Origin of the sequence: Stackebrandtia soli (genome assembly GCF_965137155.1) — a bacterium.
Lineage (GTDB): Bacteria > Actinomycetota > Actinomycetes > Mycobacteriales > Micromonosporaceae > Stackebrandtia > Stackebrandtia soli.
Genome location: NZ_CBCRZX010000018.1, coordinates 1 through 21785, shown reverse-complemented (window position 1 = coordinate 21785; position 21785 = coordinate 1). Strand labels below are relative to the sequence as shown.

30 protein-coding genes and 2 pseudogenes are annotated in these 21785 nt (G+C 68.6%); 22 read left to right on the top strand and 10 right to left on the bottom strand.

What is annotated here, in order from left to right; all coding sequences use genetic code 11:
* Positions 1-18: 18 nt before the first annotated feature.
* On the bottom strand, positions 19-633 hold the full coding sequence (gene msrA, locus ACM9NP_RS12460) for a peptide-methionine (S)-S-oxide reductase MsrA (RefSeq protein WP_415646822.1): 615 nt from the start codon (positions 631-633) through the stop codon (positions 19-21).
* A gap of 131 nt (positions 634-764) precedes the next feature.
* On the opposite strand from msrA, the gene ACM9NP_RS12455 reads away from it, so the two are divergent.
* The 3 genes from ACM9NP_RS12455 to ACM9NP_RS12445 are packed head-to-tail and all read left to right on the top strand — an operon-like array spanning position 765 to position 2631.
* Positions 765-1496, top strand: a complete 732-nt coding sequence (locus ACM9NP_RS12455; RefSeq protein ID WP_415646821.1) for a GntR family transcriptional regulator — start codon at positions 765-767, stop codon at positions 1494-1496.
* Positions 1493-2332: a sulfite exporter TauE/SafE family protein gene (locus ACM9NP_RS12450; RefSeq protein WP_415646820.1), complete on the top strand. Its 840-nt coding sequence runs from the start codon at positions 1493-1495 to the stop codon at positions 2330-2332. The genes ACM9NP_RS12455 and ACM9NP_RS12450 overlap by 4 nt, the downstream gene beginning before the upstream one ends.
* Positions 2332-2631 (top strand): hypothetical protein, encoded by a 300-nt coding sequence (locus ACM9NP_RS12445; protein WP_415646819.1) that lies wholly within the window; start codon positions 2332-2334, stop codon positions 2629-2631. Before ACM9NP_RS12450 ends, ACM9NP_RS12445 begins: the two co-directional genes overlap by 1 nt.
* 66 nt (positions 2632-2697) lie before the next feature.
* Here ACM9NP_RS12445 and ACM9NP_RS12440 read toward each other — a convergent pair whose 3' ends face one another.
* Complete coding sequence (locus ACM9NP_RS12440; protein WP_415646818.1) at positions 2698-3084, bottom strand: DUF6980 family protein; 387 nt, start codon at positions 3082-3084, stop codon at positions 2698-2700.
* A gap of 137 nt (positions 3085-3221) precedes the next feature.
* A complete protein-coding gene (locus tag ACM9NP_RS12435) occupies positions 3222-3554 on the bottom strand; it encodes a hypothetical protein (protein ID WP_415646817.1) in 333 nt (110 codons plus the stop codon).
* A gap of 181 nt (positions 3555-3735) precedes the next feature.
* Between ACM9NP_RS12435 and ACM9NP_RS12430 the strand changes: the two genes are divergently transcribed.
* Together ACM9NP_RS12430 and ACM9NP_RS12425 are read left to right on the top strand one after the other, a co-directional pair.
* Positions 3736-4893 carry a cystathionine gamma-synthase gene (locus ACM9NP_RS12430; protein ID WP_415646816.1) on the top strand — a complete coding sequence of 386 codons (1158 nt, stop codon included), beginning with the start codon at positions 3736-3738 and terminating at the stop codon, positions 4891-4893.
* Positions 4894-4900: 7 nt separating this feature from the next.
* Positions 4901-6292, top strand: coding sequence for an amidase (locus ACM9NP_RS12425; RefSeq protein ID WP_415646815.1), 1392 nt, complete (start codon positions 4901-4903; stop codon positions 6290-6292).
* 110 nt (positions 6293-6402) lie between these two features.
* On the opposite strand, the gene ACM9NP_RS12420 is transcribed toward ACM9NP_RS12425, so the two are convergent.
* The gene (locus ACM9NP_RS12420; RefSeq protein WP_415646814.1) at positions 6403-8511 is read right to left on the bottom strand and encodes an MMPL family transporter; all 2109 of its coding nucleotides are present in this window, start codon (positions 8509-8511) and stop codon (positions 6403-6405) included.
* 520 nt (positions 8512-9031) lie between these two features.
* Between ACM9NP_RS12420 and ACM9NP_RS12415 the strand changes: the two are divergent.
* The 3 genes and pseudogenes from ACM9NP_RS12415 to ACM9NP_RS12405 all read left to right on the top strand — a co-directional run.
* Positions 9032-9283, top strand: a pseudogene (locus tag ACM9NP_RS12415) (ABC transporter ATP-binding protein); the annotation flags it as partial.
* 215 nt (positions 9284-9498) lie between these two features.
* Positions 9499-10127: pseudogene (locus ACM9NP_RS12410) on the top strand (ADP-ribosyltransferase).
* Positions 10115-10528 (top strand): hypothetical protein, encoded by a 414-nt coding sequence (locus ACM9NP_RS12405; RefSeq protein ID WP_415646813.1) that lies wholly within the window; start codon positions 10115-10117, stop codon positions 10526-10528. The pseudogene ACM9NP_RS12410 and the gene ACM9NP_RS12405 overlap by 13 nt, the downstream one beginning before the upstream one ends.
* Positions 10529-10533: 5 nt before the next feature.
* Here the strand turns inward: ACM9NP_RS12405 and mycP are convergent, their stop codons facing one another.
* The 6 genes from mycP to ACM9NP_RS12375 form a co-directional block, all read right to left on the bottom strand.
* Positions 10534-11697: a type VII secretion-associated serine protease mycosin gene (mycP, locus tag ACM9NP_RS12400; RefSeq protein WP_415646812.1), complete on the bottom strand. Its 1164-nt coding sequence runs from the start codon at positions 11695-11697 to the stop codon at positions 10534-10536.
* Positions 11698-11990: 293 nt separating this feature from the next.
* Positions 11991-13628: an alpha/beta hydrolase gene (locus tag ACM9NP_RS12395; RefSeq protein ID WP_415646811.1), complete on the bottom strand. Its 1638-nt coding sequence runs from the start codon at positions 13626-13628 to the stop codon at positions 11991-11993.
* Between the two features lie 3 nt (positions 13629-13631).
* A complete protein-coding gene (locus tag ACM9NP_RS12390) occupies positions 13632-13937 on the bottom strand; it encodes a hypothetical protein (protein WP_415646810.1) in 306 nt (101 codons plus the stop codon).
* Between the two features lie 318 nt (positions 13938-14255).
* Positions 14256-14918: a DUF981 family protein gene (locus tag ACM9NP_RS12385; protein WP_415646809.1), complete on the bottom strand. Its 663-nt coding sequence runs from the start codon at positions 14916-14918 to the stop codon at positions 14256-14258.
* A 90-nt stretch (positions 14919-15008) separates the two neighbouring features.
* Positions 15009-15365, bottom strand: coding sequence for a hypothetical protein (locus ACM9NP_RS12380; protein WP_415646808.1), 357 nt, complete (start codon positions 15363-15365; stop codon positions 15009-15011).
* 97 nt (positions 15366-15462) lie between these two features.
* Positions 15463-15894 carry a helix-turn-helix domain-containing protein gene (locus ACM9NP_RS12375; RefSeq protein WP_415646807.1) on the bottom strand — a complete coding sequence of 144 codons (432 nt, stop codon included), beginning with the start codon at positions 15892-15894 and terminating at the stop codon, positions 15463-15465.
* 216 nt (positions 15895-16110) lie between these two features.
* On the opposite strand from ACM9NP_RS12375, the gene ACM9NP_RS12370 reads away from it, so the two are divergent.
* The 14 genes from ACM9NP_RS12370 (at position 16111) to ACM9NP_RS12305 (ending at position 21290) form a co-directional block, all read left to right on the top strand.
* The gene (locus ACM9NP_RS12370; RefSeq protein ID WP_415646806.1) at positions 16111-16332 is read left to right on the top strand and encodes a MerR family transcriptional regulator; all 222 of its coding nucleotides are present in this window, start codon (positions 16111-16113) and stop codon (positions 16330-16332) included.
* Positions 16333-16727: 395 nt separating this feature from the next.
* A complete protein-coding gene (locus tag ACM9NP_RS12365; protein WP_415646805.1) occupies positions 16728-17021 on the top strand; it encodes a hypothetical protein in 294 nt (97 codons plus the stop codon).
* 2 nt (positions 17022-17023) lie between these two features.
* Entirely contained in the window at positions 17024-17224 is a 201-nt protein-coding gene (locus ACM9NP_RS12360) for a hypothetical protein (RefSeq protein ID WP_415646804.1), read from the top strand.
* Positions 17221-17631, top strand: a complete 411-nt coding sequence (locus ACM9NP_RS12355; protein ID WP_415646803.1) for a hypothetical protein — start codon at positions 17221-17223, stop codon at positions 17629-17631. The genes ACM9NP_RS12360 and ACM9NP_RS12355 overlap by 4 nt, the downstream gene beginning before the upstream one ends.
* A complete protein-coding gene (locus tag ACM9NP_RS12350; protein ID WP_415646802.1) occupies positions 17628-18005 on the top strand; it encodes a hypothetical protein in 378 nt (125 codons plus the stop codon). The genes ACM9NP_RS12355 and ACM9NP_RS12350 overlap by 4 nt, the downstream gene beginning before the upstream one ends.
* A gap of 203 nt (positions 18006-18208) precedes the next feature.
* Positions 18209-18697, top strand: coding sequence for a Rad52/Rad22 family DNA repair protein (locus ACM9NP_RS12345; protein ID WP_415646801.1), 489 nt, complete (start codon positions 18209-18211; stop codon positions 18695-18697).
* On the top strand, positions 18694-19164 hold the full coding sequence (locus tag ACM9NP_RS12340; protein WP_415646800.1) for a hypothetical protein: 471 nt from the start codon (positions 18694-18696) through the stop codon (positions 19162-19164). The genes ACM9NP_RS12345 and ACM9NP_RS12340 overlap by 4 nt, the downstream gene beginning before the upstream one ends.
* Positions 19157-19516, top strand: coding sequence for a hypothetical protein (locus ACM9NP_RS12335; protein ID WP_415646799.1), 360 nt, complete (start codon positions 19157-19159; stop codon positions 19514-19516). Before ACM9NP_RS12340 ends, ACM9NP_RS12335 begins: the two co-directional genes overlap by 8 nt.
* Complete coding sequence (locus ACM9NP_RS12330) at positions 19513-19881, top strand: HNH endonuclease (RefSeq protein WP_415646798.1); 369 nt, start codon at positions 19513-19515, stop codon at positions 19879-19881. Before ACM9NP_RS12335 ends, ACM9NP_RS12330 begins: the two co-directional genes overlap by 4 nt.
* Positions 19874-20185, top strand: a complete 312-nt coding sequence (locus ACM9NP_RS12325; RefSeq protein ID WP_415646797.1) for a hypothetical protein — start codon at positions 19874-19876, stop codon at positions 20183-20185. The genes ACM9NP_RS12330 and ACM9NP_RS12325 overlap by 8 nt, the downstream gene beginning before the upstream one ends.
* Complete coding sequence (locus ACM9NP_RS12320) at positions 20182-20370, top strand: hypothetical protein (protein ID WP_415646796.1); 189 nt, start codon at positions 20182-20184, stop codon at positions 20368-20370. Before ACM9NP_RS12325 ends, ACM9NP_RS12320 begins: the two co-directional genes overlap by 4 nt.
* Positions 20367-20552: a hypothetical protein gene (locus ACM9NP_RS12315; protein WP_415646795.1), complete on the top strand. Its 186-nt coding sequence runs from the start codon at positions 20367-20369 to the stop codon at positions 20550-20552. The genes ACM9NP_RS12320 and ACM9NP_RS12315 overlap by 4 nt, the downstream gene beginning before the upstream one ends.
* Positions 20549-20908, top strand: coding sequence for a hypothetical protein (locus ACM9NP_RS12310; RefSeq protein WP_415646794.1), 360 nt, complete (start codon positions 20549-20551; stop codon positions 20906-20908). The genes ACM9NP_RS12315 and ACM9NP_RS12310 overlap by 4 nt, the downstream gene beginning before the upstream one ends.
* Positions 20901-21290: a RusA family crossover junction endodeoxyribonuclease gene (locus tag ACM9NP_RS12305; protein WP_415646793.1), complete on the top strand. Its 390-nt coding sequence runs from the start codon at positions 20901-20903 to the stop codon at positions 21288-21290. Before ACM9NP_RS12310 ends, ACM9NP_RS12305 begins: the two co-directional genes overlap by 8 nt.
* Positions 21291-21785: the final 495 nt, after the last annotated feature.

Here is a 21785-nt window from a genome sequence, read left to right as displayed (position 1 = left end):
CGCGACGGGGAGGTCGGACTACCGGTCGAGGTTGATGGGGAGCGACGACGATCGATTCGTCAGCGCCGCGATCGTCATGGTGCCCGCGTAGACCTGCGGGCCGTGGTTGCAGTAGCCGCCGGGGTTCTTGTGGAGGTACTGCTGGTGGTAGTCCTCGGCGTAGTGGAAGGTCCCCAGCGGCGCGATGGTCGTCGTGATCGAGCCGAGCCCCGCGTTGGCGACGACGCCCGCGTAGACCTCGCGGCTGTGCTCCGCGGCGACGGCCTGGGCGTCGTTCGTGGTGTAGATGACGGACCTGTACTGGGAGCCGACGTCATTTCCCTGCCGCATGCCCTGGGTCGGGTTGTGGTTGTCCCAGAACGCCTTCAACAGCGCCTCGTACGGGATCTCCTTCGGGTCGAATACGACCAGCACGACTTCGGCGTGCCCGGTGCCCCCGGAGCAGACCTCCTCGTACGTCGGCGACTCGGTGCTGCCCCCGGAGTAGCCGACCGCGGTCGAGTAGACGCCGGGCAGCTCCCAGAAAATCCGTTCCGCGCCCCAGAAACAGCCCATGCCGAAGACGGCCGTCTCCAGGCCGTCCGGCCAGGGGCCGGTCAAGGGGGTGCCGAGTACCGAGTGCGTCTTCTGCATTCGGCCAGTATGCCTCGCCTCGCTGTGAAGCCGCCTCGGCCGACCGTCCCGCCTCACGCGTCACAATCGCCCGAGCCGCCGCGCGATGGGCCGATCTCCGGGCAGATTCATCATGTCGTCATAATGAATCCATGTCGAAGGAACCCCTTTACGCTCAGGTCGAGCGGGCGCTCGCCGCGCGGATCATCGCAGAGATGGCCCCAGGCGACCGATTGCCGACCGAGGACCGAATCATCGAGGAGTTCCAGGTCAGTCGGATCACGGTACGGCGGGCCATCGCCAACCTCGTCGCGCGGAAGCTCGCGATCGTGGTGCAGGGCAAGGGCGCCTTCGCCGCTCGGCCCGTCGTCGACCAGCCGCTCACCGCGCTGACCGGCTTCGTGGAGGACATGCGGGCCATCGGCCTGGAGGCGTCGGCGGTGCTCGTCTCCCTGACGGAGGAACACGCGGAGCGGGAGGTCGCGGAAGCCCTCCGGCTGCCGTGGGGCGCGACCGTCACCCGCATCGAACGCACCAGGAAGGCCGAAGGGCGACCGCTCTCCTTCGACCGCACCTTCGTTCCGGTCGACATCGGACGGAAGTTGGCCGAGGACGACTTGGCGGAGGTGCCGATCTTCACGCTGCTGGAGGAGAAGTACGGGATACCGCTCGTCGACGCCGACTACACGCTGCAGGCCGCCGCCGCGTCCGAGACGGTCGCCGCCGCCCTCGACTGCCCCGTCGGAGCGCCCGTCCTGCGCATCACCCGAACGACCCGAACCGTCGGGGGAAGGCCCATCGACTACGAGCTGCTGCACTACCGGGGCGACGCCGTCACGTTCACGACCCGACTGGCCAGACCGACCGGGGAGGAGCGGCCGTGACGATCGATCCCATCACCTTCACGCTCGTCCTGGCCCTCGCCGCGCTGTCCGGAGCCCTCGGCAGCGCCGTCGGCATGGCCGGAGGGGTCTTCCTGGTGCCCGTCCTGACCATCGTCGGTGGCGTCCCGTGGGAGACGGCCGTCGCCGTGAGCCTGTTCTCGGTCGTCGCGTCGTCGTCGGCCGCCGCTCCGGCCGCGCTCGCCGCCGGTCTGCCGAACCTGCGGCTCGCCGTGACACTCGAAGTCGCCACCGTCCTCGGTTCGCTCGGCGGCATCGCGCTGCTGGGTCTCGTCCATGAGCGGATCCTCTACGGGGTCTTCGCCGCGGTGCTGATCGTGTCCGCCGTGCAGGTGCTCAAACGGCGGCACGCCCGGACGGAGACCGCGTCACGTGGCAGGGACTGGGGAGCGCGACTCCGTCTCAACTCGACGTTTCGGGACGACGGGGACGTCCGGTCTTACGTCGTTCGGCGGGTGCCCACGGGTCTCACCGTCATGTTCGGCGCGGGAACCCTGTCGGCCCTGCTCGGCATCGGTTCCGGGGTGCTCAAGATTCCCGCGATGGACATGACGCTCGGTTTGCCGATCAAGGTGTCGTCGGCGACGGCGAACCTCATGATCGGTGTGACCGGGTGCGGGACGGCGCTGGCGTTTCTGTTGCGCGGCACGGTGACGCCGTTGCTGGCGGCGTCGGCCGTCCTCGGGTCGGTGGTGGGTTCGATGTTCGGTGCCCGACTGCTCGTTCGGGTCCCGGCCTCGATCCTGCGTACCGCGATGGTCGTCGTTCTGGCGGTGCTCGCTGTTCCGATGACCGCGTTCGCGTTCGTGGCGGCGTGATGGGCGATGACGAGGCGGAGCGGTCCCGGCGGGCGATCGGGGCGTTGCTGCGTCACGGAACCGGGCTCGGTGCCGGGTGTCTCGCCCTCGGTTCGGTGCTGGCGTTCTGGGAGGCGACGCGGGCGGCGGGTGCCGTCGTGATCGTGGCGAGCCTCGCCGTCTTCGTCGCGCTTCCGGTGGGGCGACTCCTGATCATGCTCGGCGCGTTCCGTCGTGCGGGCGACCGTCACTACACGGTGGTCACGTTCGCCGTGCTGCTCCTCATCGTGCTGACGGCGGTCGTGGCGGTCGTGGTGTGAAGGCGGCCGTGCGCGGGCCCCGTGTCGTCGTGGTGCGCACGCCGAGCGCCGCGACGGACCCTCGTCCTAGACGCCGTCGCGCCACCAGCGGGCGTCGCGATACTCGTCGGGCAGCTGGGCCTCGTCCTCGGACCACACGTCGATGTCGAGGTGTTCGACGCGGGCGTACCAGTCGAGGCGACGTGACGCCGGCAGGGTCGTGCCGCACCACGGACAGTGGCTGATGGCCCAGTAAGACGAGCCGCCGTCGCGGATCGGGATGCCGTACTCGTTGAACTTGGCCGAGTAGTAGATCAGGAAGTCGGGACAATCCCACACGTCGTCGTGGTGCCAACAGGTGCGGTCGATCTCGCCGATCATCATCGCGCAGCAGTGCGGAACCCCTTTGGGGCCCGGGCTTTCCGGGAGGGGATCGAAGATTCGGCCAGCCTGAACGTCCGTCGTCTCTGTCACAACGTCGATGGTGGCCTACCGGCGCAAGTCATCCGTTCATCGGGCGGTTCCGTCCACACACGAGAAAGGGGCGCCCGCGACGCGAGTCACGGGCGCCCCAAGGAACCCCGCCCATAGGATTCCAGGATGGAACGTCTTTACGCGTCGGCGTAGCCGTCGCCGTCCTTGTCGACCAGGGTGGCGTCGATCTGGCCGTCGCCGTCCGAGTCGACGTCGTACGTGTCCAGCATGCCGTCGCCGTCGGTGTCGTAGCCGCTGTAGTTCGAGATGCCGTCACCGTCGGTGTCGACGTGAACCTCGTCGGCGGTGCCGTCACTGTTGAGGTCGATCACCTCGGCGTCGATGTCGCCGTCGTTGTCGTAGTCGACGAGGTACGACGTGTCGGTGCCGTCGCTCTCGACGTAGAGGGTGTCGTCGTCCTGGCCGTCGCCGTCGAAGTCGTCGGTGTAGCTGTCACTGAATTCGGTCATTGCCCTTTGTTCCTGTTCCCGAAAGGTTGTGTGCCCAACGCGTAAAACATACGACGCGATCGACAAGTGTTGAATCATGGATTCGTGCCAGGGCGATTCATGACGTTTCGTCACCGCTATGGCACGATTGGTGGCCGCCACCAGCGCAACCACCGTCGGCGCGTCGGTTAGCGTATGCACCATGACAGCACAGTCCCACGGGTTTTCGACCCGCGCCATCCATGCCGGACAACCGGCCGACCCGACCACCGGCGCCGTTGTCCCGCCGATCTACGCCACCTCGACGTACCTTCAGGACGGCGTCGGCGAGATGCGCAACGGCTACGAGTATTCGAGGACGAAGAACCCGACGCGGCGCGCGCTCGAGGAATGCCTTGCGGCGTTGGAGAACGGACGGCACGGCTTCGCGTTCGCGTCCGGGCTCGCCGCCGAGGACACTCTCATTCGGACTGTTTGCCGCCCCGGAGACCACATCGTCATCCCGAACGACGCGTACGGCGGCACCTTCCGCCTGTTCGACAAGGTCGCGACCCGATGGGGCCTGACCTACACCCCCGCCGCGATCACCGACGTCGACAGTGTTCGCGCCGCGATCACCGAGAACACGAAGATCATCTGGGTCGAGACCCCCACCAACCCCCTGCTCAACATCGCGGACATCGCCGCCCTCGCGCAGGAAGCGCACAACATCGGCGCGATCCTCGTCGTCGACAACACCTTCGCCTCCCCCTACCTACAGCAGCCCCTCGCGCTCGGCGCCGACGTCGTCGTCCACTCCACCACCAAGTACGTCGGTGGTCACTCCGATGTGGTCGGTGGCGCGGTGATCTGTGACGACGACGCGCTCGCCGACCAGCTCGCGTTCCACTCGAACTCCATCGGCGCGATCTCCGGGCCCTTCGACTCCTGGCTCACCCTGCGCGGCGCCAAGACCCTGGCCGTTCGCATGGAACGCCACTGCGACAACGCCGAGCGCATCGTCGAGTGGCTCACCCGACGCGACGAGATCTCGGCGGTCCTGTACCCGGGCCTCGACTCCCACCCCGGTCACGAGGTCGCCGCCAAGCAGATGCGTCGTTTCGGCGGGATGATCTCGTTCCGCATGCGCGACGGGGAGGCCGCCGCCGTCGGCGTCTGCAACCACACTCGACTGTTCACTTTGGGTGAATCGCTGGGTGGCGTCGAGTCCCTCATCGAGCACCCCGGTCGGATGACCCACGCCTCCGCGGCCGGGTCGCCCCTGGAAGTCCCGGCCGATCTCGTGCGGATCTCCGTCGGCATCGAGGACGTCGAGGACCTCCTCGCCGACCTCGACGCCGCGTTCACGGCGAAAGCCTGACACCACGATGAGCTGGCCAGGTGCGACAGCCAGACAGATCGCCAAAGCGGTACGACGCGGTGACGCCACCGCGTCCGTCGTCGTGGCCGAACACCTGGCCGACGCCGGCACCAACGCCGCGCTGCACGGCGCGATCCACGAGACCCGGGACGGTGTGGCGCTCGCCGAGGCCGCGATCGTCGACGAGCTCCCCGATCTCGGCAGTCTGACCCTTGCGGGCGTCCCCGTCGCGGTCTGCGAGCATCTCGCGGTCGCGGGGCAGGCCGCCCGCTTCGGGTCGGAGGCGACCCGGCGGCCCATCGCCGCCACCGACGACGAACCCGTGCGCCGCCTGCGCGGCGCCGGGGCCGTCGTCATCGCCACCACTCGATCGAGCGAACTGGGATTGTGGGCGACCACCGACGACGGTTTCGACCCGCCCGTCAACACGTTCCGCGCCGACCGGGGCATCGCCGGCCCATCCGGTGGCGCCGCGCTGGCCGTCGCGTCCGGCGCGGTTCCGCTCGCGCTCGGGCTGGACGGCCCCGGGACGGCCGGTGGCGTCCGCACGACCGCCGCCGCCAACGGCATTGTCGGTTTCAGTCCCGAGCACGACCCGGCCGCGCACGACGACGACGCGGCGGCGTGGCTGGCGGGAACGACCGGCATTCTCGCGACGACCGTCGGCGACGCCGCCGAGGGATACGCGGCGGTGTCGCGGGCGCTGCCGTCGCGCCTTGGAGCCCCACCCCGGCTTCGGATCGCGGCGACCGACCGCCCGATCATGCCCGGGGTTCCGGGACTCCGGCATCCCCTGGTCACCTGCGACGCCGACACGGTGAAGGCACTGCTGGAAGTGGTGCGGACGTTGACCGACGTCGGTCATGACACGCACCGCGCGACACCGAATCTCGGACCGCGCGCGGCTTCCGCGTCAGCCGGAGCGTGGTCGGCGGCGGCGTATCTGCGCTCGGTGCGCTTCGACCGCCGTCGATTGCAGCGTCGGACGAGGCGGCTCGTCGCCATCGGCGAGAAGACCGTGCAGGGGCGCCTCTACGGAGGGCTGCTCGGCGACGGCGTGCGCACCCGCAATCACGCCCGGGATTGGTTCGGCGAGCGCGGTTTCGACGTGCTCGTGACGCCGGCCCTCGCCGGTCCACCGCCGTCGGCGGGCCAATGGGCGGCCCGAGGTCTGCGGGACAACGTTCGCGCGAGCGCGAAGGCCGCCGTGTTCACCGCTCCGTGGGGCCTGATCGGTTTCCCGTCCATCGTGATCCCCGTCGGTGTGCGCGGCGACGGGCTGCCGTCGGCGGTGCAACTCGTGGCGCCTTCCGGTGGTGCCGCGTTGTTGTTCGATCTCGCCGCGCAGCTGGTGGATCACTTGAAGCCGCGTCGGTACGCGCCGGGGTTGAACCTCTGATCCGTTCCACCACGGCATGATCTGATGTGGACTTTGGTGCGACCCGATGGCCCCGCGTCTGGTGGGAACGCGGGGCCACGGGGTCGATCCAGTGCCGAAGAGTCGCGGGCTCAGGCGACGGGCTGACGCTCGGCGTCGTTCGGCGCGGTGGTCGTGCCCGTCCGGCTCGGGGCGCCCGGCCACCACGTGCGTCGTCCGATGTCGAGGGACAACGCCGGTACCAGTAGCGAGCGGACGATGAGCGTGTCCAGCAGGACTCCGACCGCGACGACGACGCCGATCTGGAGCATGAACACGAGCGGCATCACGATCAGTGCCGCGAAGGTCGCCGCGAGCACGATCCCGGCGGAGGTGATGACGCCGCCGGTAACGGTGAGCGCGTGCGTCACGCCGTCTCGATGTCCTTTGTCGACGACCTCCTCGCGAGCGCGCGTCATGAGGAAGATCGTGTAGTCCACGCCGAGCGCGACGAGGAACAGGAAGCTGTACAGCAGCAGGTTGTCGTCGATCGTGGCGTGCCCGATCAGGTTGAGGATGAGCGCCCCCGCGCCGAGCGCCGCGAGGAACGACAGGACGTTGGCGACGAGCAGCAGGATCGGTGCCACGAGCGAACGCAGGAGCACGAGCAGCACCGCGAAGACGACGACCAGGATGAGCGGAACGATCGTCCGCAGGTCACTGTCCATTGTCGCATTGAGGTCGACGGTGGTCGCGGTGCTGCCACCGACGACCGCGTCCGGATCGGCGGCGTCCAGAGCGGCGCGCAGACGTCGCACCGTGTCCTCGGCGGCGCTTCCGGCGGGGTCGTCGGAGAGGACGACGCGAATGTTGACGTAGTCGCCGTCGATCGAATCGGTGGCGGGCAGAAGGTGGTCGACGCCGTCGGTGTCGTCGGCGATCGCGGCCACCGCGTCGGCGGTGTCGGCCCGGGTGAAGATGTCGACAGGCGCGGAGCGCCCCGCCTCGTAATGCTCGGCCATGAGCTCTTGCCCGACAACGGATTCCGGCTTCGTCGTGAATCCGTCGGCGAGCGTCAGACCGGTCGACAGCGTCGAGACGCCGACGATGAGAGCGAGGAGGACGGCGGTGCTGCCGAGCCACACCGTCCGGGTGCGGCGGGCGACGAGCCGGGCGACCGCGGCCCACAGTCGGTGGTGCCGGGTGGGCGCGGCTTCGTCGACGCGAGGTATCGCCGGCCAGAACACGAAGCGTCCACAGGTGACGAGGAGCGCGGGGAGGAGCGTCGTCATCGTCAGGAACGCGGTGCCGATCCCGATGGCCGCGACGGGGCCGAGCGCGGCCGTCGGTCCGAGATCGGCGACGAGCAGGGTCAGCATCGCGAGGATGACCGTTCCCGCGGAGGCGAGGACGGCGGGGATGGTGCGGGGGAGCGCGACGCGCATCGCGGCGTATCGGTCGGGGTGTCGGTGCAGTTCCTCGCGGTATCGCGCGATGAGCAGGAGCGCGTAGTCGGTGCCGACGCCGAAGACGAGAACGGTGAGGATGCCGGTGGACTGGCTGTCGGCGACGAGCCCGCCGTACTTCGCCAGCAGGTACACGAGACCCTTCGTCGCCTGGATCGCGAACGCCACCGACACCAGCGGCAGGAGCAGCAGGAGCGGGCTGCGGTACGTGATGAGCAGCAGCACGGCGACGATGACGGCGGTGACGACGAGCAGCGTCTCGTCGAGGCCGGAGAACGCCGATTCCATGTCGTTCTGGGCGGCTATGGGTCCGGTCTTGGCGACGGTCAGGCCGTCGGGGTGGTCGTCGAGGATCGGCTGGATCGCGTCAAGGGTGTCCTCGAGCCCGCTCTCGCCGAGATCGGAGACCGGCAGCGAGACGACCAGGAGGACGGCCTCGCCGTCGGTGGACGGCATCGGATCCGGGGTGTGCGAGCCGGGCGCGGCGTGTTCCTGCAGCGCCGTGTCGGCGGTCTCGGCGGCGGTGAGGTCGTCGGCGGTCAGCCCGCCGTCGCGTTGGTAGACGACGAACAGCGGTTCGGTGCCGTCGTCGGCGAAGCGCTCCTCGGCCAGTTGATCGGCGAACACCGATTCGGCGCTCGCGGGGAGGCGCCCGGCGGGGGAGTCGTCGGCGAGTTCGTCGGTGTCGCCGCCGAGGACGCCCGCGGCGAGCATCGCTCCGATCCAGGCGATGAATACGACGAAGCGGCCGATCTTGCCGCCGGGCGCCGCTGTGACGCGTTGCCATGTGGACATTGGTGGGGGCCTCTCGAACCGAATGTGTGGACGGTGCCAGGACTGTCCCGTTTCCGAGACTTCCTCAGCCTGTCCGTTTTCGGCCTCGCCGTCGTCGGCCCGCGGACGGCTTTCAAGGTGCGCGAATACGCGTAGCGGCTACGTCGAACGACGTAGCCGCTACCACTTGGGCGCTGTGTTCGGCGCCGAGCGTCCGTCGCGACGCCGCGATCGCGTCGAGCACTCGATCCGGGTGTCGTGTCGGGAACTTTCGTCGCGTCGGACGTGCTCCCGACCGGAGCAGAGGACTGCCCACGGCACCCGTTGGAACCGCGCGGGGTCGAGGTCGGGAGCCGATGCGGCCCGGCGTTGGCCTGGGCCGATGAGCCGAACCGTCGTGCCGGCCGAATCGGTCTCCTCGTCCCAACCCGGTTCGGGATGGCTGCGGATTCTGCGAGCGCCAACGCCAGGACGTCGCATGGATCCAACAGCTCGGTGGGCGAGTGGGTGCGCTTCACCGTCGTCGAGGTCGCTTGACCGCGAGGCCACCGCGCAGGTCGACGGGATCACCGAAGCCGCGATCGCCGATTTCCTGCGCCGACTCGGAACGACCGGCGTCGTCGTCACGATCGCGCACCGACCGTCCACCGGGATCGACGCCGACCCGATCGTCGTCATGGCCGAGGGCCGCGTCCGTGCCCGGGGAATCCACTCCGAACTGCTCGCCTCCGACGGCCTGTGTCGCGAGCTTGCGGAGGCGCTGAGAATCGGCGACGCCGCCGAGATTCCCTGACACGAGCGGCTTTCGACGTCCAAATGCGCGGTTCGGCGCCTTCGGGCGGATAGGTTCACCCGCGTCAGCACCACATTCGACACAGGAGAACCCAATGCGTGTACGTCACCTACGTGGCCGCCTGTTCGCCGCAGCCCTAGTGGCCGGGGCGGTGGCGTGGGGCGGAACCGCCCNCGACCAGCGCCTCCCGGAACCGATCGACATGATCGTCAACGGTGAGATCGTCGCCCGCGCCACCGAGGACGGCCCCGCCGCCGTCCTCATCGGCGGCCAGCGACTCGACTTCGACAGTGTCGACGCCGCCCAGGAGAGCGGCTGCGGCACGGGCCGGGTCACCGTCCTGCCCAAGCGTGTCTTCGACTCGATCCCCAGCGGCCCCGACCCGTTGTTCGCTGCCCTCGACCGCGACGTCGACGTCGAGCGCATCACCCCCGAGCCGGCCTACCGCGACAACTGCGACACGGTGTACCGCGCCGACGGCCGCGCTCCCGAGGTCATCTTCGCCGAAGGCTTCGCGCCCAAGGACACCAAGGACGGCCAGTACGACGTCAAGCAGTACGTCCTGAAGAACCAGCCCTCGCCGTTCGTCAGCACCACCTACCGCGACGACCTGTACAAGGCCTGGAAGTCGCCCTATTACTACTACGTGGACGCTCCGGGCGGGATCGACGTCAACGAGACCATCGGCGACGACCACAAGTACGCCGACCAGGCCGAGGTCGCCTTCCCGGGCGGCATCGACACCCGATTCATCGTCATGGGCTGCCCCGTCGACCGGGAGACACTGACCATCGACGAGTCCGAATGTGAGGCGAACCCGAACTACCGGCCGTGGCGTCGCTGACCGGCCCGACGGGAACGGTCTCGGTGTCGCTTCGACGCGGCATCGAGACCCGCCCCGCCACGCTCCTGTGGTGGCGCGGCGATCCTTATCGCGTCGAACTCGACGACGGTACGGGCCGCTGCGTCGGCACCGGCCCGGACCTCTTCGCGGCGCTCGTGGAGCTGCGTCGATGCCTCGACGCCGACGGCTGGCTGCCTGCGGTTCGCGGGGGCAGACTGGACGCCTACCCGAGCGGCATGGCTCGCGAGATGGGCGGCGGCGAACGCGTCTACATCAACAGGATGGGGCGGGCGGCCGAGACCGCCGACCTCGTCGACACCCTCGAACCGGAACCCGACGCGTCCACACTCGCGTCAGTGGCGGATCAACTCAGATACCACGAGGACTGGCTGGCCTCGTGAGCCGCTCAGCGGCCCCTCCAGCGACGAGCGCGTCCTCGCGGGACGACGACCTTCGCCAGCAACGCCAGCGCCACGCCGATCATGGCGAACATGGTGAACCGCAAGGCCCAGGCGCGCGCCGCGGCCTCGTCGTCGGTGGCGATCTCCGGCGCGGCGACCGGCAGCAGCCGGTCGGGTTCGACGATCTTGTCGGGCAGGACCGTCGTCATCGCACGGTAGAGGTTCAGCTCGCCGTAACCGACGATCGGGTTCCAGCCCTCCGCGGGGTGATCCGCGGTCGCCATGAGCCGGGCCGCGATCTCGTCCGGTGTCGCTTTAGGATAGTAGCTCTTGATCAGGGCGGCGGCGGCCGACACGTACGGGGCCGCGAAGCTCGTGCCGCCCTCCTCTCGACGCCCGTACCCGTCGCCGGCCGGAGCCGGGCCGTCGATCTCCTCGCCGGGGGCGGCGATGTCCACGTAGTCGCCGATGCTCGACGAGTCGACGTGGGCTCCGTCCTTGCCGATACCGGCGACCGCGATGACGTTGTCATAGGCGGCGGGGTACTCGAGCTTTCCGTTCGCGCCACGGTTTCCGGCGGCCGCGACGATGACGATGCCGGCCTTGTGGGCGTCCTCGATCGCGTCCTCGAGCGCGACGGTGTGAATCGCGGTGAGGGACAGGTTGATGACGTCGGCGCCGTCCTCGATCGCCTGCCGGACCGCGTTGACGACCGGGAGAGTCGAGTCCTTGCTGGTCGAGCTCTCCATGTTCTCGATGACCCGGTACGACAGGATCTTCGCGTGCGGCGCGAGGCCGTGGAACGGGGACTCCTCGGTCTCACGACCGGCGATGATGCCCGCGACGAGCGTTCCATGGCTGGCCATGTCGCAACGCGCGCCGCGCTCGTCGGCCGCCAGGTCGTACGCCGTGACCTGCCCGTCGAGGACGGGATGCTCGCCCACTCCCGAGTCGATGACGGCGACCTTCACCCCGGCGCCCCGGGTCAGCGACCACACCCGTTCGGGCTGCAGGCGAAGCAGCGGCCACGGTGTCTGGCCGAGCTTGTCGTCTCGGGATTCGGCGTCGCACTCCTCCGCGAGCGCGGCTGGGGAGAAGGCGACGATCGTCGCGAGGGCAACCGCCAGACACGCGAGGGCGGAGGCGAAACGCTGCGGCAACGTAGTCATGGCGAACCTTTTCGGCCGTACCGGTGGAGGGGGTCGTCGACGTCGTCGATGCGGAGCGGGTGGTGGTCGACGCCGACCACTTCGGGATCGTATCGGGTCTGGGCGGACGCCGTGCAGGCGCGACGTTCGCCCTCGGGGGCGCATCCATCATGGATGCACGTGCTGTTCGTCGCGTCGTCCGGTGGATCGGTCGCGATTGGGGAGAGGGCGGGAATCGCCCGCACACTGGTCGTATGCGGGCGATCCCGAAGCCCACCGTCGCGCCTCGCTCGATCCGAGACGACGCGCGAACGCTAGTCGTCGTGCGGGGCGATCGGCACCCGGTCGTGGTGACCGGTGACGATGTTGGCGAAGTGCTCGCGCGCCTGGTTTCCTTCGATCCAGTAGCCCGAGTGGTTCTCGACGCCGCCGAACCAGGACTCCGTCGCGTTGTCGGACGGGAAGACCCGCGCGCCGAAGTCGGTGTCGAGGGGGTCGTTGCCGTGGGTCTGGGTGGCCCATTCGATGATGTCGCCCTCGGCGCGCGTCGCCCAGACGATGCCGTTCTCCATGCCCAGGTACTGGCCGACGTTGTCGACGCTTCCACCGGGGCTGGCCACGAGCACCAGGTTGTCGATGCCCAGGTTCGCCTGCGACGCGACGTGACCGACCGTCGACGAGCCGTAGGAGTGGCCAAGCAGGGTGTTGTTGGAGAGCTCGCCCTGGTGGGTGGCGCGCAGACCCTGTTCGAAGTTCGTGAGGTCGGCGGCGCCTTCCTCGAAGTACTTCTCACGCATCGCGGCGAACACCTGGTTCGGAGCGTCGTAGCCGAGCCAGGTGACGGCGGCCGTGCGCTGGCTCGGGTCGGCCGCCGTGGCGTCCGCCTGCATCCACAGTGCCCGGTCGACGTCCTTGCCGATGTTGCCGACCTCGGTGCCCATGCCGGGCACGTAGGTGACGATGTTGTTGGCCGTGTCGGGGTTGCCCGCCGAGATGACGACCTTGCCGTCGTCGGCCGAGTCGTAGTGGATGAGGTGCAGCTTCTCCGTCGACCCGTGCAGGTCGGTGCGGTTGGCCTGCTCCCGGATCATCTCCAGGTTCTCCATGCGCTCGTTGAGCCCGCGGAGTTCCCGGTTCGCCTGGGCCAGTTCGTGGCTCGGACCCCGGTTGTAGACCTCCTGGCGGGCCAGCTCGTCGCGGCGGGCCTTCATCTCGTCGATGCGGGGATCGAGGTCGCCGATCTCCTTGTCGACGGCGAGACGGTTCGCCTGATCGCGGGCCGTGATCGGGACCCCGTCGAGACTGCCGATCTGCTTCGAGTGGGAGTTGATGAGGCCTTGTTGCTCGGCGCCCGACAGACCGTTCCACCAGTCGTTGACGGCCTTCGGGTCGGTGCCGCGTTCGGGGACCTGAAGCGCCGTACCGGGAGACGCTTGCCGTACGGGCGTGAGACCGGCGACCTGGACGAGCGCGGCCTGCGCCTGCTGGTCGGCCTGGCTGGCCTGCATGATCGCCTGGGACAGGTAACCGTGGACCTGCTGCGCTCGCGCCTGCGCCATCGCGACGGCGGCGGGCGACGGGCTCGGGCCGAGCGCCGCCACGTTGATGTGGACGGTGCCGTTGGCGTCGATGCTGCCGGGGATGGACGGCGCCATGCTGATGGCGGATTCCAGCGTCTGCTTCGCCTGGTTGACCTGGTTGGCGAAGGTCGTGATGATGGTGTCGACGCGACCGTAGGCGGAGGCCGTCTCGTGGTAGTCGGTGGCGTGCCGGGTCAGCGACTGGACCGCTGCCGACGCGTCGGTGCCCTCCCACGACGCCGACAGTGAACGTCGATGTCCGGTCGTGTCCGCGCCGAACTGGTCGAGTTCGCGGGCGAGTTTGCGTGCCAGGTCTGCGAACTCGATGAGTGGCTCCGGCGTCGATTGACGCAGTTGAGCGAAGGTAACCATGGGCTAGAACACCTCCGACAGGTCGATGGACTGGAAGTTGTTCGCCTGGGCACGGTCGGTCTCCGAGTGGTTGTCGGCGGCGGTCACCACATTGGATCCGACGGTTCGGGACGTCTCGGCCAGCCGGGATGTGTGCTGGCTCAGGCGACTGACGACTTCGCGCAGCGTTGCGACCGTTGCGAAGCCCTCGTTTCCTTGCAGGCTTCCCTGCATCTGGCTGGATACCCGGTTGAGGTAGGACTCGGCGTCGTCGCCGATGACGCTGATCTTGCCTCCCACCCCTCGAACCTGGGTTTTATCGATGAACACGCGGCGTCCTTTCGTACTCACGACGGGGGCGATGAGGGGGTGTCCCGTCACTGCGCCGTACGGCCGCAGGGGTCTGACTCGACCGGTAACGGGGCAACCGCTGAGGGCACCCGATTGACGACATGTGGACACCTTAAGGCCGATCGGGGCTCAAGGGAAGAGACAAATTGAGACCTTTGACTTGGCCGTTTGGGTCGTCTTCGCTCTTCGCGGCGGTGGTGGGAGTGGAATGCGCTTTCGTTGCGGCACCGGCGTACCCGCGAACGACGGCGGCGATCGCGAGTGTTTCGCGATCGCCGCCGTCGAATGGTTCGAGCACTACATCGTGTTGACGATCAGTCCGATGTGGGTGAAGTAGTTCAGCGCCCCGAACAGGAAGAACGCCAAACCGGCGAGCCACCACACGACTCCGATGATCGTCAGGACCAGCTTGTTGCGGTGGCGCAGTCCCAACGGGGCGAGCACCGCGCCGATCCCGACGAGCGCGTACAGGCCGGAGATGAAGATCGCCTCGACCAGTGGATAGTCGGCGAACTGTCCCGAGATCGGTTCCTCCGGCGGTGCCGCGAACAGCTGATTGTCGATGCCCGCCGCGGCGATGCCGAAGCACGCGAGCCCCATGCCGCAGACGAAGATCGACACGGGGCCGCCCGTGACCGTGATGGCGGCCATCCGGTCGGTCCCCGTGATGGTGCTTCCGCGCCTCCACAGGAACACCGACGCGCCGAGCAACAGCACCCCGAACGCGAGCGCGGGCTCGCCGAAGATGATGTTGTCGAACGGGAACCCGCCCGCCGCCAGCGGCCACGTCAACGTCATGTGCAGGCCGGTCGTCGTCAGGATGAAGCCGAGGATCGCGAACGACAGCGCGTATCCCTCCGCCGAGTACTCCCGGTTCATCCACAGCCGACGACCGAAGCCGACGACCGACATGAGCCCGGCACCGGCCGCGACCGCCATGATCGTGTTGTACGTAGGCATCGCGGCCCAGTCGATTATTAGTTCATCCCCCACAAAAGCAGCGTACGGCCACTTGAGAGTGACCGTACGCCGTTTTGCGTATCTGGGTTGTCATTTCGCAGGTTGCCGACTCCGTAGCGATGTCACATTGGACGGCCATGCCAGCGACGCGATGTCGGAGACGGCCGCGTCCATTCTCGCCGCGCTCATTTCCTCCCGGAGTGCCGCGACTTCTTCGCGGAGCGCCGTGACGTGTGCTCGACTGCGGCGCTGCGACTGGATGCACGCGACGCCGGTTGCGATGACTGCGAGGATGACCGCGCCCGTGATTGCCACGGTCTGTGGGTCGGGGTCGCCGCCCAGGTATAGCGCCAGTGCGATGACGCAACCGAGGCCAGGCGCGGCCACGGTTGCGGCGGCCGTCAGCGTCGCCCTGTCTTGCGCCGGGGAGGCGGGTGGTGTTGTCATGTGGTGTCCCCTGTGTCCGGTGTGGTGCTCACCCAAGCCGGATCACGATCGTATGTTTTCGCATCACTCCCTGTCATGGGCCGAATGGCCATGATCGTTAGCTAGCCGCTTCGTCATCCTCATTAGATCCGTACTGACGGCGCATCATCCGTAGGACTGTGCGGATTTCCTGCGCCTCCTCGGGCGTGATCCTGCGTCGCTTCAGGATTTCCTGGATCGCGAGGAGGTCGTCATCCTCCACTGTCGGGAGTGGCTGTGGCGCCATGGTCTGTGGGTCAGCGACCCATCCGAACATGGAGAACGGCTCCTGTGTGGGTAGGCCGAGTCCGGCACAGAACCGCTCGACGACCGGCCGGGTGGGTATGCCTCCATCCCATTCGCCGTTGGTCCAGCGGTACAGCATGGAGCGGGGGGTGCCGGACTCCCTCGCTACACGGCTGACGCTCCATCCCTGGGTGTCTCGGAAGTGGGTGAGGACGCGGTCCACCCATCGCTGAAACGCGCTGAGGTCGGGCAGTGTCCTGGACATGGGACGAGGGTATGTCCTAAATCTGGGACGGCGTTCCCGGATGGGTGGTTTGTCTCTATCTCGGGACAGCATGGGCATGCGCTCGCGTCGACGTTTGGTCCCTCGGTCGATGATTCGGATCTGTGTCACAGGTGGATGCTATGTCCTACATCTCGGACAGGAAATCAACCGTTCGGGCGACTGTCTCTATCTCAGGACAACCGCTACGATTGTCCCATGATCGGGACAATCGAGATTCGCTATCGTCCTCCTGGGGGGACGACGCCTGGGGCGTACACCCCCATCCGGGAGGCTGCCCGTCTCATCGGTGAGTCGCGGCGGAACATCGATCGCCGTATCGCGGCGGGGGAGATGCGGTCCGTCAAGATCGCGGGGATCACGTGTCTCAGGACTGAGGACGTCGCGTCCCTCATGGCCTCGCGGGGCGGTGCGGCATGAAAGACGGCCCACGCCCCGGAGGCCCAAAGCCCGGAGGGGCGCCGAACCCCGGCGGGGGACCACCTCGCGAGGAGCGACTCGCCGAGATCCGCCGCCTCGCCCAGACGCCCCTAGTCCTCAATGCACCTCCGCTGGACGACGAGCAGCAGCACACGGTCGCGATCGCGTTCGCGGCAGTGACCACCCTCCGCGTCACCGCCGCCGCTCGCCCCCCCGGCGGCGGCGGGTCACTCCACAGCCTCCCGACCCGCATCCCATCTCGATCAGCCGCACCAGCGGCAGCGGGTCGGGGCACAACCTCCGCGGCTGCCTAGCCGACGGAGCAAGAAAGAAGGCCGCCCGGTGCAGGAACACCGAACGGCCACACAGGACAACCACTGAAAGGAAGTGTCCCGATGTTGGACTACGATACCCGACCCGCGATCCTCGCCGAGGACGCCGAAGCGCTGATCACTCAGCTCGCCGATGCGCTCACCGGCTGGGACTACTCCAGCTCCGACAGCGTTCGCATGTGGACGCTCGTCGACCCGGCCGAGGACTGGACGATCGCCGCGAAGGTGGACCGCCCTGAAGTCATCGTGCGCCATGACGAGCTGGGGCGCGACCGCGCCACGACCCGTCTCCTCGGCGTCTCCCCGGCCGTCATCGTCTCCGTCCTGATCGCGCTCGGCGCGCCGGAGGTGGAGTAGCCATGACTGTCGAGCAGTCCTATGTGATCCGCTACCTCCGCCCGGTCACGGTCACGATCCCGGACGTCCACGAGGACGAGGCCCGCCTTCAGGTCGAGGCGTTCCTCGACGGTCGCCGCGCCGCTGGCCCTGACTGGGTGTTCGCTGCCGAGCCTGCGTTTATCGATAGCGCCCGGCTCCAGCTGATCGAGGTGGCGCCGTGAGCAACCTCGCCACGTTCTTCGTCCTCTTCGGCGGCATGGCCACAGTGGTCACGCTCGCCTGCTCCTTCTTCGCGTGGGTGATCATCCGCGTCGGTGACGCCCGCTACCACCGCCGTGAACCCGCCCGCATCCGACGTCACCGCCGCGCGGTCCGCGATCACTACGGCCGGGCCGTCGCCGAAGCGCTCGCGCTCAACGAAACCGGGGACACACAGCCACTCGACCGCGGGTGGCTGCCGCCCCGCCCGACGGCTCACCGCGGGTTCCACCGCCGCCGCGAGGGACTCCCGCGCGATGGCCGCCCACTCGACGAGCGCGAAGCGGGCGTGTGGAGCGAGATCGTTCAGCACGAGACGTCCGCCTCCGGCTGGTTCGACATCCCCACCACCACTGAGGAGACACCGTGAGCAACAACAACATCCATGACGCCGTGGCCGAGGTCGGCCGCGCCCTGGGCATCGAGATCGACGTCATGCCGGACACCGGTCGGGACGACCCGGCGCACCGCCTGGCCGAGCTGGAGCGCGACGCCGCGCACTGGCGAGATCAGGCGGAGCTGTGGGAGGACGTCGCCGACAGCCTCAGCACGGAGCTGGCGACGTCCACCCGCCGGGCCGACGAGCTGGAGCGCGAGAACGCCGAGGCCGCTGCCACGACGGCGGAATGGCGCTCCGTCGCGAAAGAGACCGCGCTCCGCCTGGTCGACGAGATGTTCGAGGCCGAGCAGCTCCGCCGCCAGGTCGCCGCGCTCCGTGCCGCCGACAACGCGCACCCCTTCTAGCCACCCCTCGCCCGGCCGTCCTCTGTGGCGGCCGGGCACCCCGAACGGGACCACCACATGAACCACACGCAAACCACACAGGACACTCCGCCGGTTTACGGCCCGGACGGATTCACCCCCATCGGAGAAAGGCCGCCGTTCTAATGGGACAACTCACTCCACGACAGGAGGACGTCCTCCTGAATCCTCTCCATCCCAACCGCGTGAAGCAGGTACAGGGCATGGCCCACCTGGAGGCGTGGGACGTCCGCCGCTACCTCACGAGGATCTTCGGTTTCGGCGGGTGGGACTTCGAGATCCGCGAGTCCGCCATGGTCTCGCACGTCGCCGAGGAGCGTCAGAAGAAGAGCGGCGGCGGGTCGTACGTTGCGCACACCGTCATCTATCGGGTCACCGGGCGTCTCGTCGTCCGCGACCTGAATGGGTTCCGTCTGGCGCACTGGGACGACGCCGCGACCGGCGACGGCCCCAACCAGCCGAGCCTGGCCGACGCGCACGACCTCGCGTTGAAAACCGCCGTCTCGCAGGCGCTCAAGCGCTGTGCCGTGAACCTGGGCGACCAATTCGGGCTGTCGCTGTACAACAACGGCAGCACCGATCCGGTGGTCCTGCAAACGCTCGCCGGTCCGCCGAAGGCCCGGAACACCGACGAAAACGGCGACACCGTGATCGGGCTGGGTGAGGCGCCATGAAGGAACACGCACGCCGCGCTGTCGCGGCCCGTCTCGTCGCCGACACCGTGAAAGCGGCTGGCGACGATGCCAAGCGCGAGATTGCCGACGCCTTCGACCTCACTGGCGCTGATCGGGTGCGCGTCACCGACGACGACGGCACCGCCCTCGGCACCGTGTCCCGCACGAAGGGCCGCGTCACGGCCCGCGTCGTCGACGCCGAGGCTTTCGCCGCGTGGGTCGCTCAGGCGCACCCCGAGGCGATCGTCACGACCGTTGACCCCGCATGGCGTGACCGGCTCCTCGTTGCCGTCCGCGCCCTCGGCGACCCCGTGGACTCCGAAACCGGCGAGGTCATCCCCGGTGTCGAACTGGCCGAGGGCGCGCCCTCGATCAGCGTCCGCCCGACCGACGCCGCCCGCGACCGCATGGCCGCGCTCCTGGCCGACACCGGCCTACTCGGACTCCCCGGAGGCACCAGTGAATGACGAACCCATGAACCCGGTCGCGATCGAGGAGTCTATTCGCAACGTGTCTGGCCGGATCGCGGCCGGCGTCACGGTGTGCAGCGACGCGTACAAGGCGTACCTGACCGCCGATCGTGCCTACGACCTGGCGTACGCACGGGCGTACCTCGACGCCGACGGCCCCGCGCACGAACGGCGCTACTCCGCCGAAGTCGCCACCACCGAGGATCGGACCGCGCGCGACGTCGCGGACGTCGCCTACCGGCACGCCGACCGGCTCGCGCGAGCCCTGGAGTCGGAGCTCCGCGCGCTTCAGTCCGTCGGCGCCAGTGTCCGCGCGATGTACTCCGTCGCTGGTCGGGGGGAGTCATGAGCCGCCGCAGCACCGGCCCCGACGCCGCGACTGTCGATGCCGTCATGGAGCGCGACGGCGGGTGCATCCTCTGTTCGCAGCAGCGGGGGTGCCAGATCCACCATCGGCAGCCCCGGCAGATGGGCGGCACGAAGGACCCCGCGATCAACAGCCCGTCGAACTTGATCGTCCTGTGTGGTGACTGTCATCGCCGGGTCGAGTCGCATCGCGCGGACGCTGAGGCGCACGGGTGGATCGTGCGGCGGCCTTACATCCCCTCGCACGAGCCGATCTTGCGGCGCGGCGTGTGGGTCTACCTCCTCGACGACGGCGAGGTATCCGAGACCGAACCCCTCTTCATCCAGACAGGAGAGTCCAATGTCTAGTCTTCGTGAACGCCCCCGAGCGCTCCGCCGTTTCGCCCGTGACCTGGCCGAGCGCAAGGCGCCCGCGATGCGGGCCGACATCATGCGGCTGCCGCTCGAAGAGATCGTCGACCTGACGCTCATTCTCCTGGCCGAGGTGGATCCGGCGCGACTGGCCGACCAGCCCGCGACGCGCACGTGTCAGCGGTGTGGGCGCCGGTACTCGCCCCGGTGCGGGACGCAGACGTTCTGTGGCGGCCTGTGCCGCGCCGCCGCGACAGGCCCCCGAGAGCACACCTACGACGCCTCAATGGATCTGCCATGACCTACCAGGAATGGCTGCGTGAGCGCGGGTGCGGGCGGAAACGTCGGTACCCGCGCAAGCGGGACGCGCAGCGGGCGCTCCCCGCGCTCGCTCAGGCGCTCGCTGAGGACCCCGCCATGTGGGCCGCGTACCGCTGCCCCCACTGCCACACACACCATCTGGGCCACAAGGGAGCCACCCCATGACCGAGTACGCCATCCGCATCACCGACATCGACACCAAGGCCTGTCAGATCGTCACCCTCCCCGCAGGGTCGACCCTGGAGCATGCCCGCCGCAACGCCGACAGCATCGCCGACCCGTGGTCGTGGATCGTCGTCGTCACCCGCACCGTTCCCGCGACAAAGTGGACGGAGGTGACGGCATGAACGAGTTGCGCCACACCGCATCCACCATCACCGACGACGACCTCGCGCGGCTCTACGACGACCGCGACCGAGCCCGCGAAGCCCTGCGGATCACCGAGGAGCGCCTCCGGTCGGCGCTGCGCCAGACCATCGTCGAGCGCGACATCGCGCGACGTTGTGCCGTCGCCCTGGAGCAGCAGTCGGCCGAGCGCTCCGCCACCGTGGCATACGCCGCCTCGCGAGTGGACGTCGCGGCGACCCGCGTCGACACCGCCGAACGGCACGGGCGGCCGATCGTTCCGGGCGTGCTCCACGGCCAGCTCCAGCGGATCGCCCAGACCCTGCGCAGCGCGCAGGAAGTAGGCACCGATGGCTGAGTACACCCTGGACATGCCCGCACCCGACACGTGGCTGAACTCCAACGACCGGATGAAGTGGCAGCCGCGCCACCGCCTGACGCGGACGTGGCGCCACGCTGGCCAGACATGGGCGCTCGCTGCGCTCCGACGCGGCGACCTCGCGCGGATCACCGGCCCCGTCGAGATCGTCGCCGCCGTCCGCCGCGACACCGCGCGCGGCCGTTCCGACGCCGCGAACAGGTACCCGACCGTTAAGGCGGTCGTGGACGGCCTCGTTGACGCCGGGGTGCTCGTCGACGACTCCGACCGGTACGTGACGTCGCTGAAGATGGTCGCTGGCCCGACCACCACCACGGTCGGCGGACGCCTCGTCCTGACCATCCGGGAGGTGACCGAGTGACGAAGTGGGACGTGTTCGCGGCGGTGAAGGGCTCGGCGCTGCCGCCTCCGGCTCGGCTGGTGATGGTGATGCTGCTCGACGCCGCCGACGCGGACACGTCCCGCATCCCTGACGAGTGGACGCCGAGCCTGACGCAACTCGCGGGCTGGACGGGGCTGTCTCGTGCGTCGGTCGCGCAACAGTTGAACCTCTTGGAGGCCCTGGGATGGGTGAAGCGTTCGCGCCCGACCGTCGCCGCCGCGCGGGCGAAGAAGGAGCGCACGAAGTACACATTGGCCGCCGGGGCCGCCCCGGAGCCGAAGGAGAAGACGCCTCGGAAGGCTAGTCCAGGAGGTGGACTAGTCCAGGACATGGACCAGTCCGCTAGTCCAGGACATGGACCAGATACCGGTAGCACTAGTCCAGGACATGGACCAGAGCTAGTCCAGGAGGTGGACCAGGCTAGTCCACCTCCTGGACNAGNNCTNGTCCAGGAGGTGGACACTATCCCCCCAC

What these genes read in the sequence shown, in the direction of transcription:
- msrA (WP_415646822.1), bottom strand. Translation starts at nt 633, where the DNA reads ATGCAGAAGACGCACTCGGTACTCGGCACCCCCTTGACCGGCCCCTGG.
- ACM9NP_RS12455 (WP_415646821.1), top strand. Translation starts at nt 765, where the DNA reads ATGTCGAAGGAACCCCTTTACGCTCAGGTCGAGCGGGCGCTCGCCGCG.
- ACM9NP_RS12445 (WP_415646819.1), top strand. Translation starts at nt 2,332, where the DNA reads ATGGGCGATGACGAGGCGGAGCGGTCCCGGCGGGCGATCGGGGCGTTG.
- ACM9NP_RS12435 (WP_415646817.1), bottom strand. Translation starts at nt 3,554, where the DNA reads ATGACCGAATTCAGTGACAGCTACACCGACGACTTCGACGGCGACGGC.
- ACM9NP_RS12430 (WP_415646816.1), top strand. Translation starts at nt 3,736, where the DNA reads ATGACAGCACAGTCCCACGGGTTTTCGACCCGCGCCATCCATGCCGGA.
- ACM9NP_RS12425 (WP_415646815.1), top strand. Translation starts at nt 4,901, where the DNA reads ATGAGCTGGCCAGGTGCGACAGCCAGACAGATCGCCAAAGCGGTACGA.
- ACM9NP_RS12420 (WP_415646814.1), bottom strand. Translation starts at nt 8,511, where the DNA reads ATGTCCACATGGCAACGCGTCACAGCGGCGCCCGGCGGCAAGATCGGC.
- mycP (WP_415646812.1), bottom strand. Translation starts at nt 11,697, where the DNA reads ATGACTACGTTGCCGCAGCGTTTCGCCTCCGCCCTCGCGTGTCTGGCG.
- ACM9NP_RS12395 (WP_415646811.1), bottom strand. Translation starts at nt 13,628, where the DNA reads ATGGTTACCTTCGCTCAACTGCGTCAATCGACGCCGGAGCCACTCATC.
- ACM9NP_RS12385 (WP_415646809.1), bottom strand. Translation starts at nt 14,918, where the DNA reads ATGCCTACGTACAACACGATCATGGCGGTCGCGGCCGGTGCCGGGCTC.
- ACM9NP_RS12380 (WP_415646808.1), bottom strand. Translation starts at nt 15,365, where the DNA reads ATGACAACACCACCCGCCTCCCCGGCGCAAGACAGGGCGACGCTGACG.
- ACM9NP_RS12375 (WP_415646807.1), bottom strand. Translation starts at nt 15,894, where the DNA reads ATGTCCAGGACACTGCCCGACCTCAGCGCGTTTCAGCGATGGGTGGAC.
- ACM9NP_RS12370 (WP_415646806.1), top strand. Translation starts at nt 16,111, where the DNA reads ATGATCGGGACAATCGAGATTCGCTATCGTCCTCCTGGGGGGACGACG.
- ACM9NP_RS12365 (WP_415646805.1), top strand. Translation starts at nt 16,728, where the DNA reads ATGTTGGACTACGATACCCGACCCGCGATCCTCGCCGAGGACGCCGAA.
- ACM9NP_RS12360 (WP_415646804.1), top strand. Translation starts at nt 17,024, where the DNA reads ATGACTGTCGAGCAGTCCTATGTGATCCGCTACCTCCGCCCGGTCACG.
- ACM9NP_RS12340 (WP_415646800.1), top strand. Translation starts at nt 18,694, where the DNA reads ATGAAGGAACACGCACGCCGCGCTGTCGCGGCCCGTCTCGTCGCCGAC.
- ACM9NP_RS12330 (WP_415646798.1), top strand. Translation starts at nt 19,513, where the DNA reads ATGAGCCGCCGCAGCACCGGCCCCGACGCCGCGACTGTCGATGCCGTC.
- ACM9NP_RS12325 (WP_415646797.1), top strand. Translation starts at nt 19,874, where the DNA reads ATGTCTAGTCTTCGTGAACGCCCCCGAGCGCTCCGCCGTTTCGCCCGT.
- ACM9NP_RS12320 (WP_415646796.1), top strand. Translation starts at nt 20,182, where the DNA reads ATGACCTACCAGGAATGGCTGCGTGAGCGCGGGTGCGGGCGGAAACGT.
- ACM9NP_RS12315 (WP_415646795.1), top strand. Translation starts at nt 20,367, where the DNA reads ATGACCGAGTACGCCATCCGCATCACCGACATCGACACCAAGGCCTGT.
- ACM9NP_RS12310 (WP_415646794.1), top strand. Translation starts at nt 20,549, where the DNA reads ATGAACGAGTTGCGCCACACCGCATCCACCATCACCGACGACGACCTC.
- ACM9NP_RS12305 (WP_415646793.1), top strand. Translation starts at nt 20,901, where the DNA reads ATGGCTGAGTACACCCTGGACATGCCCGCACCCGACACGTGGCTGAAC.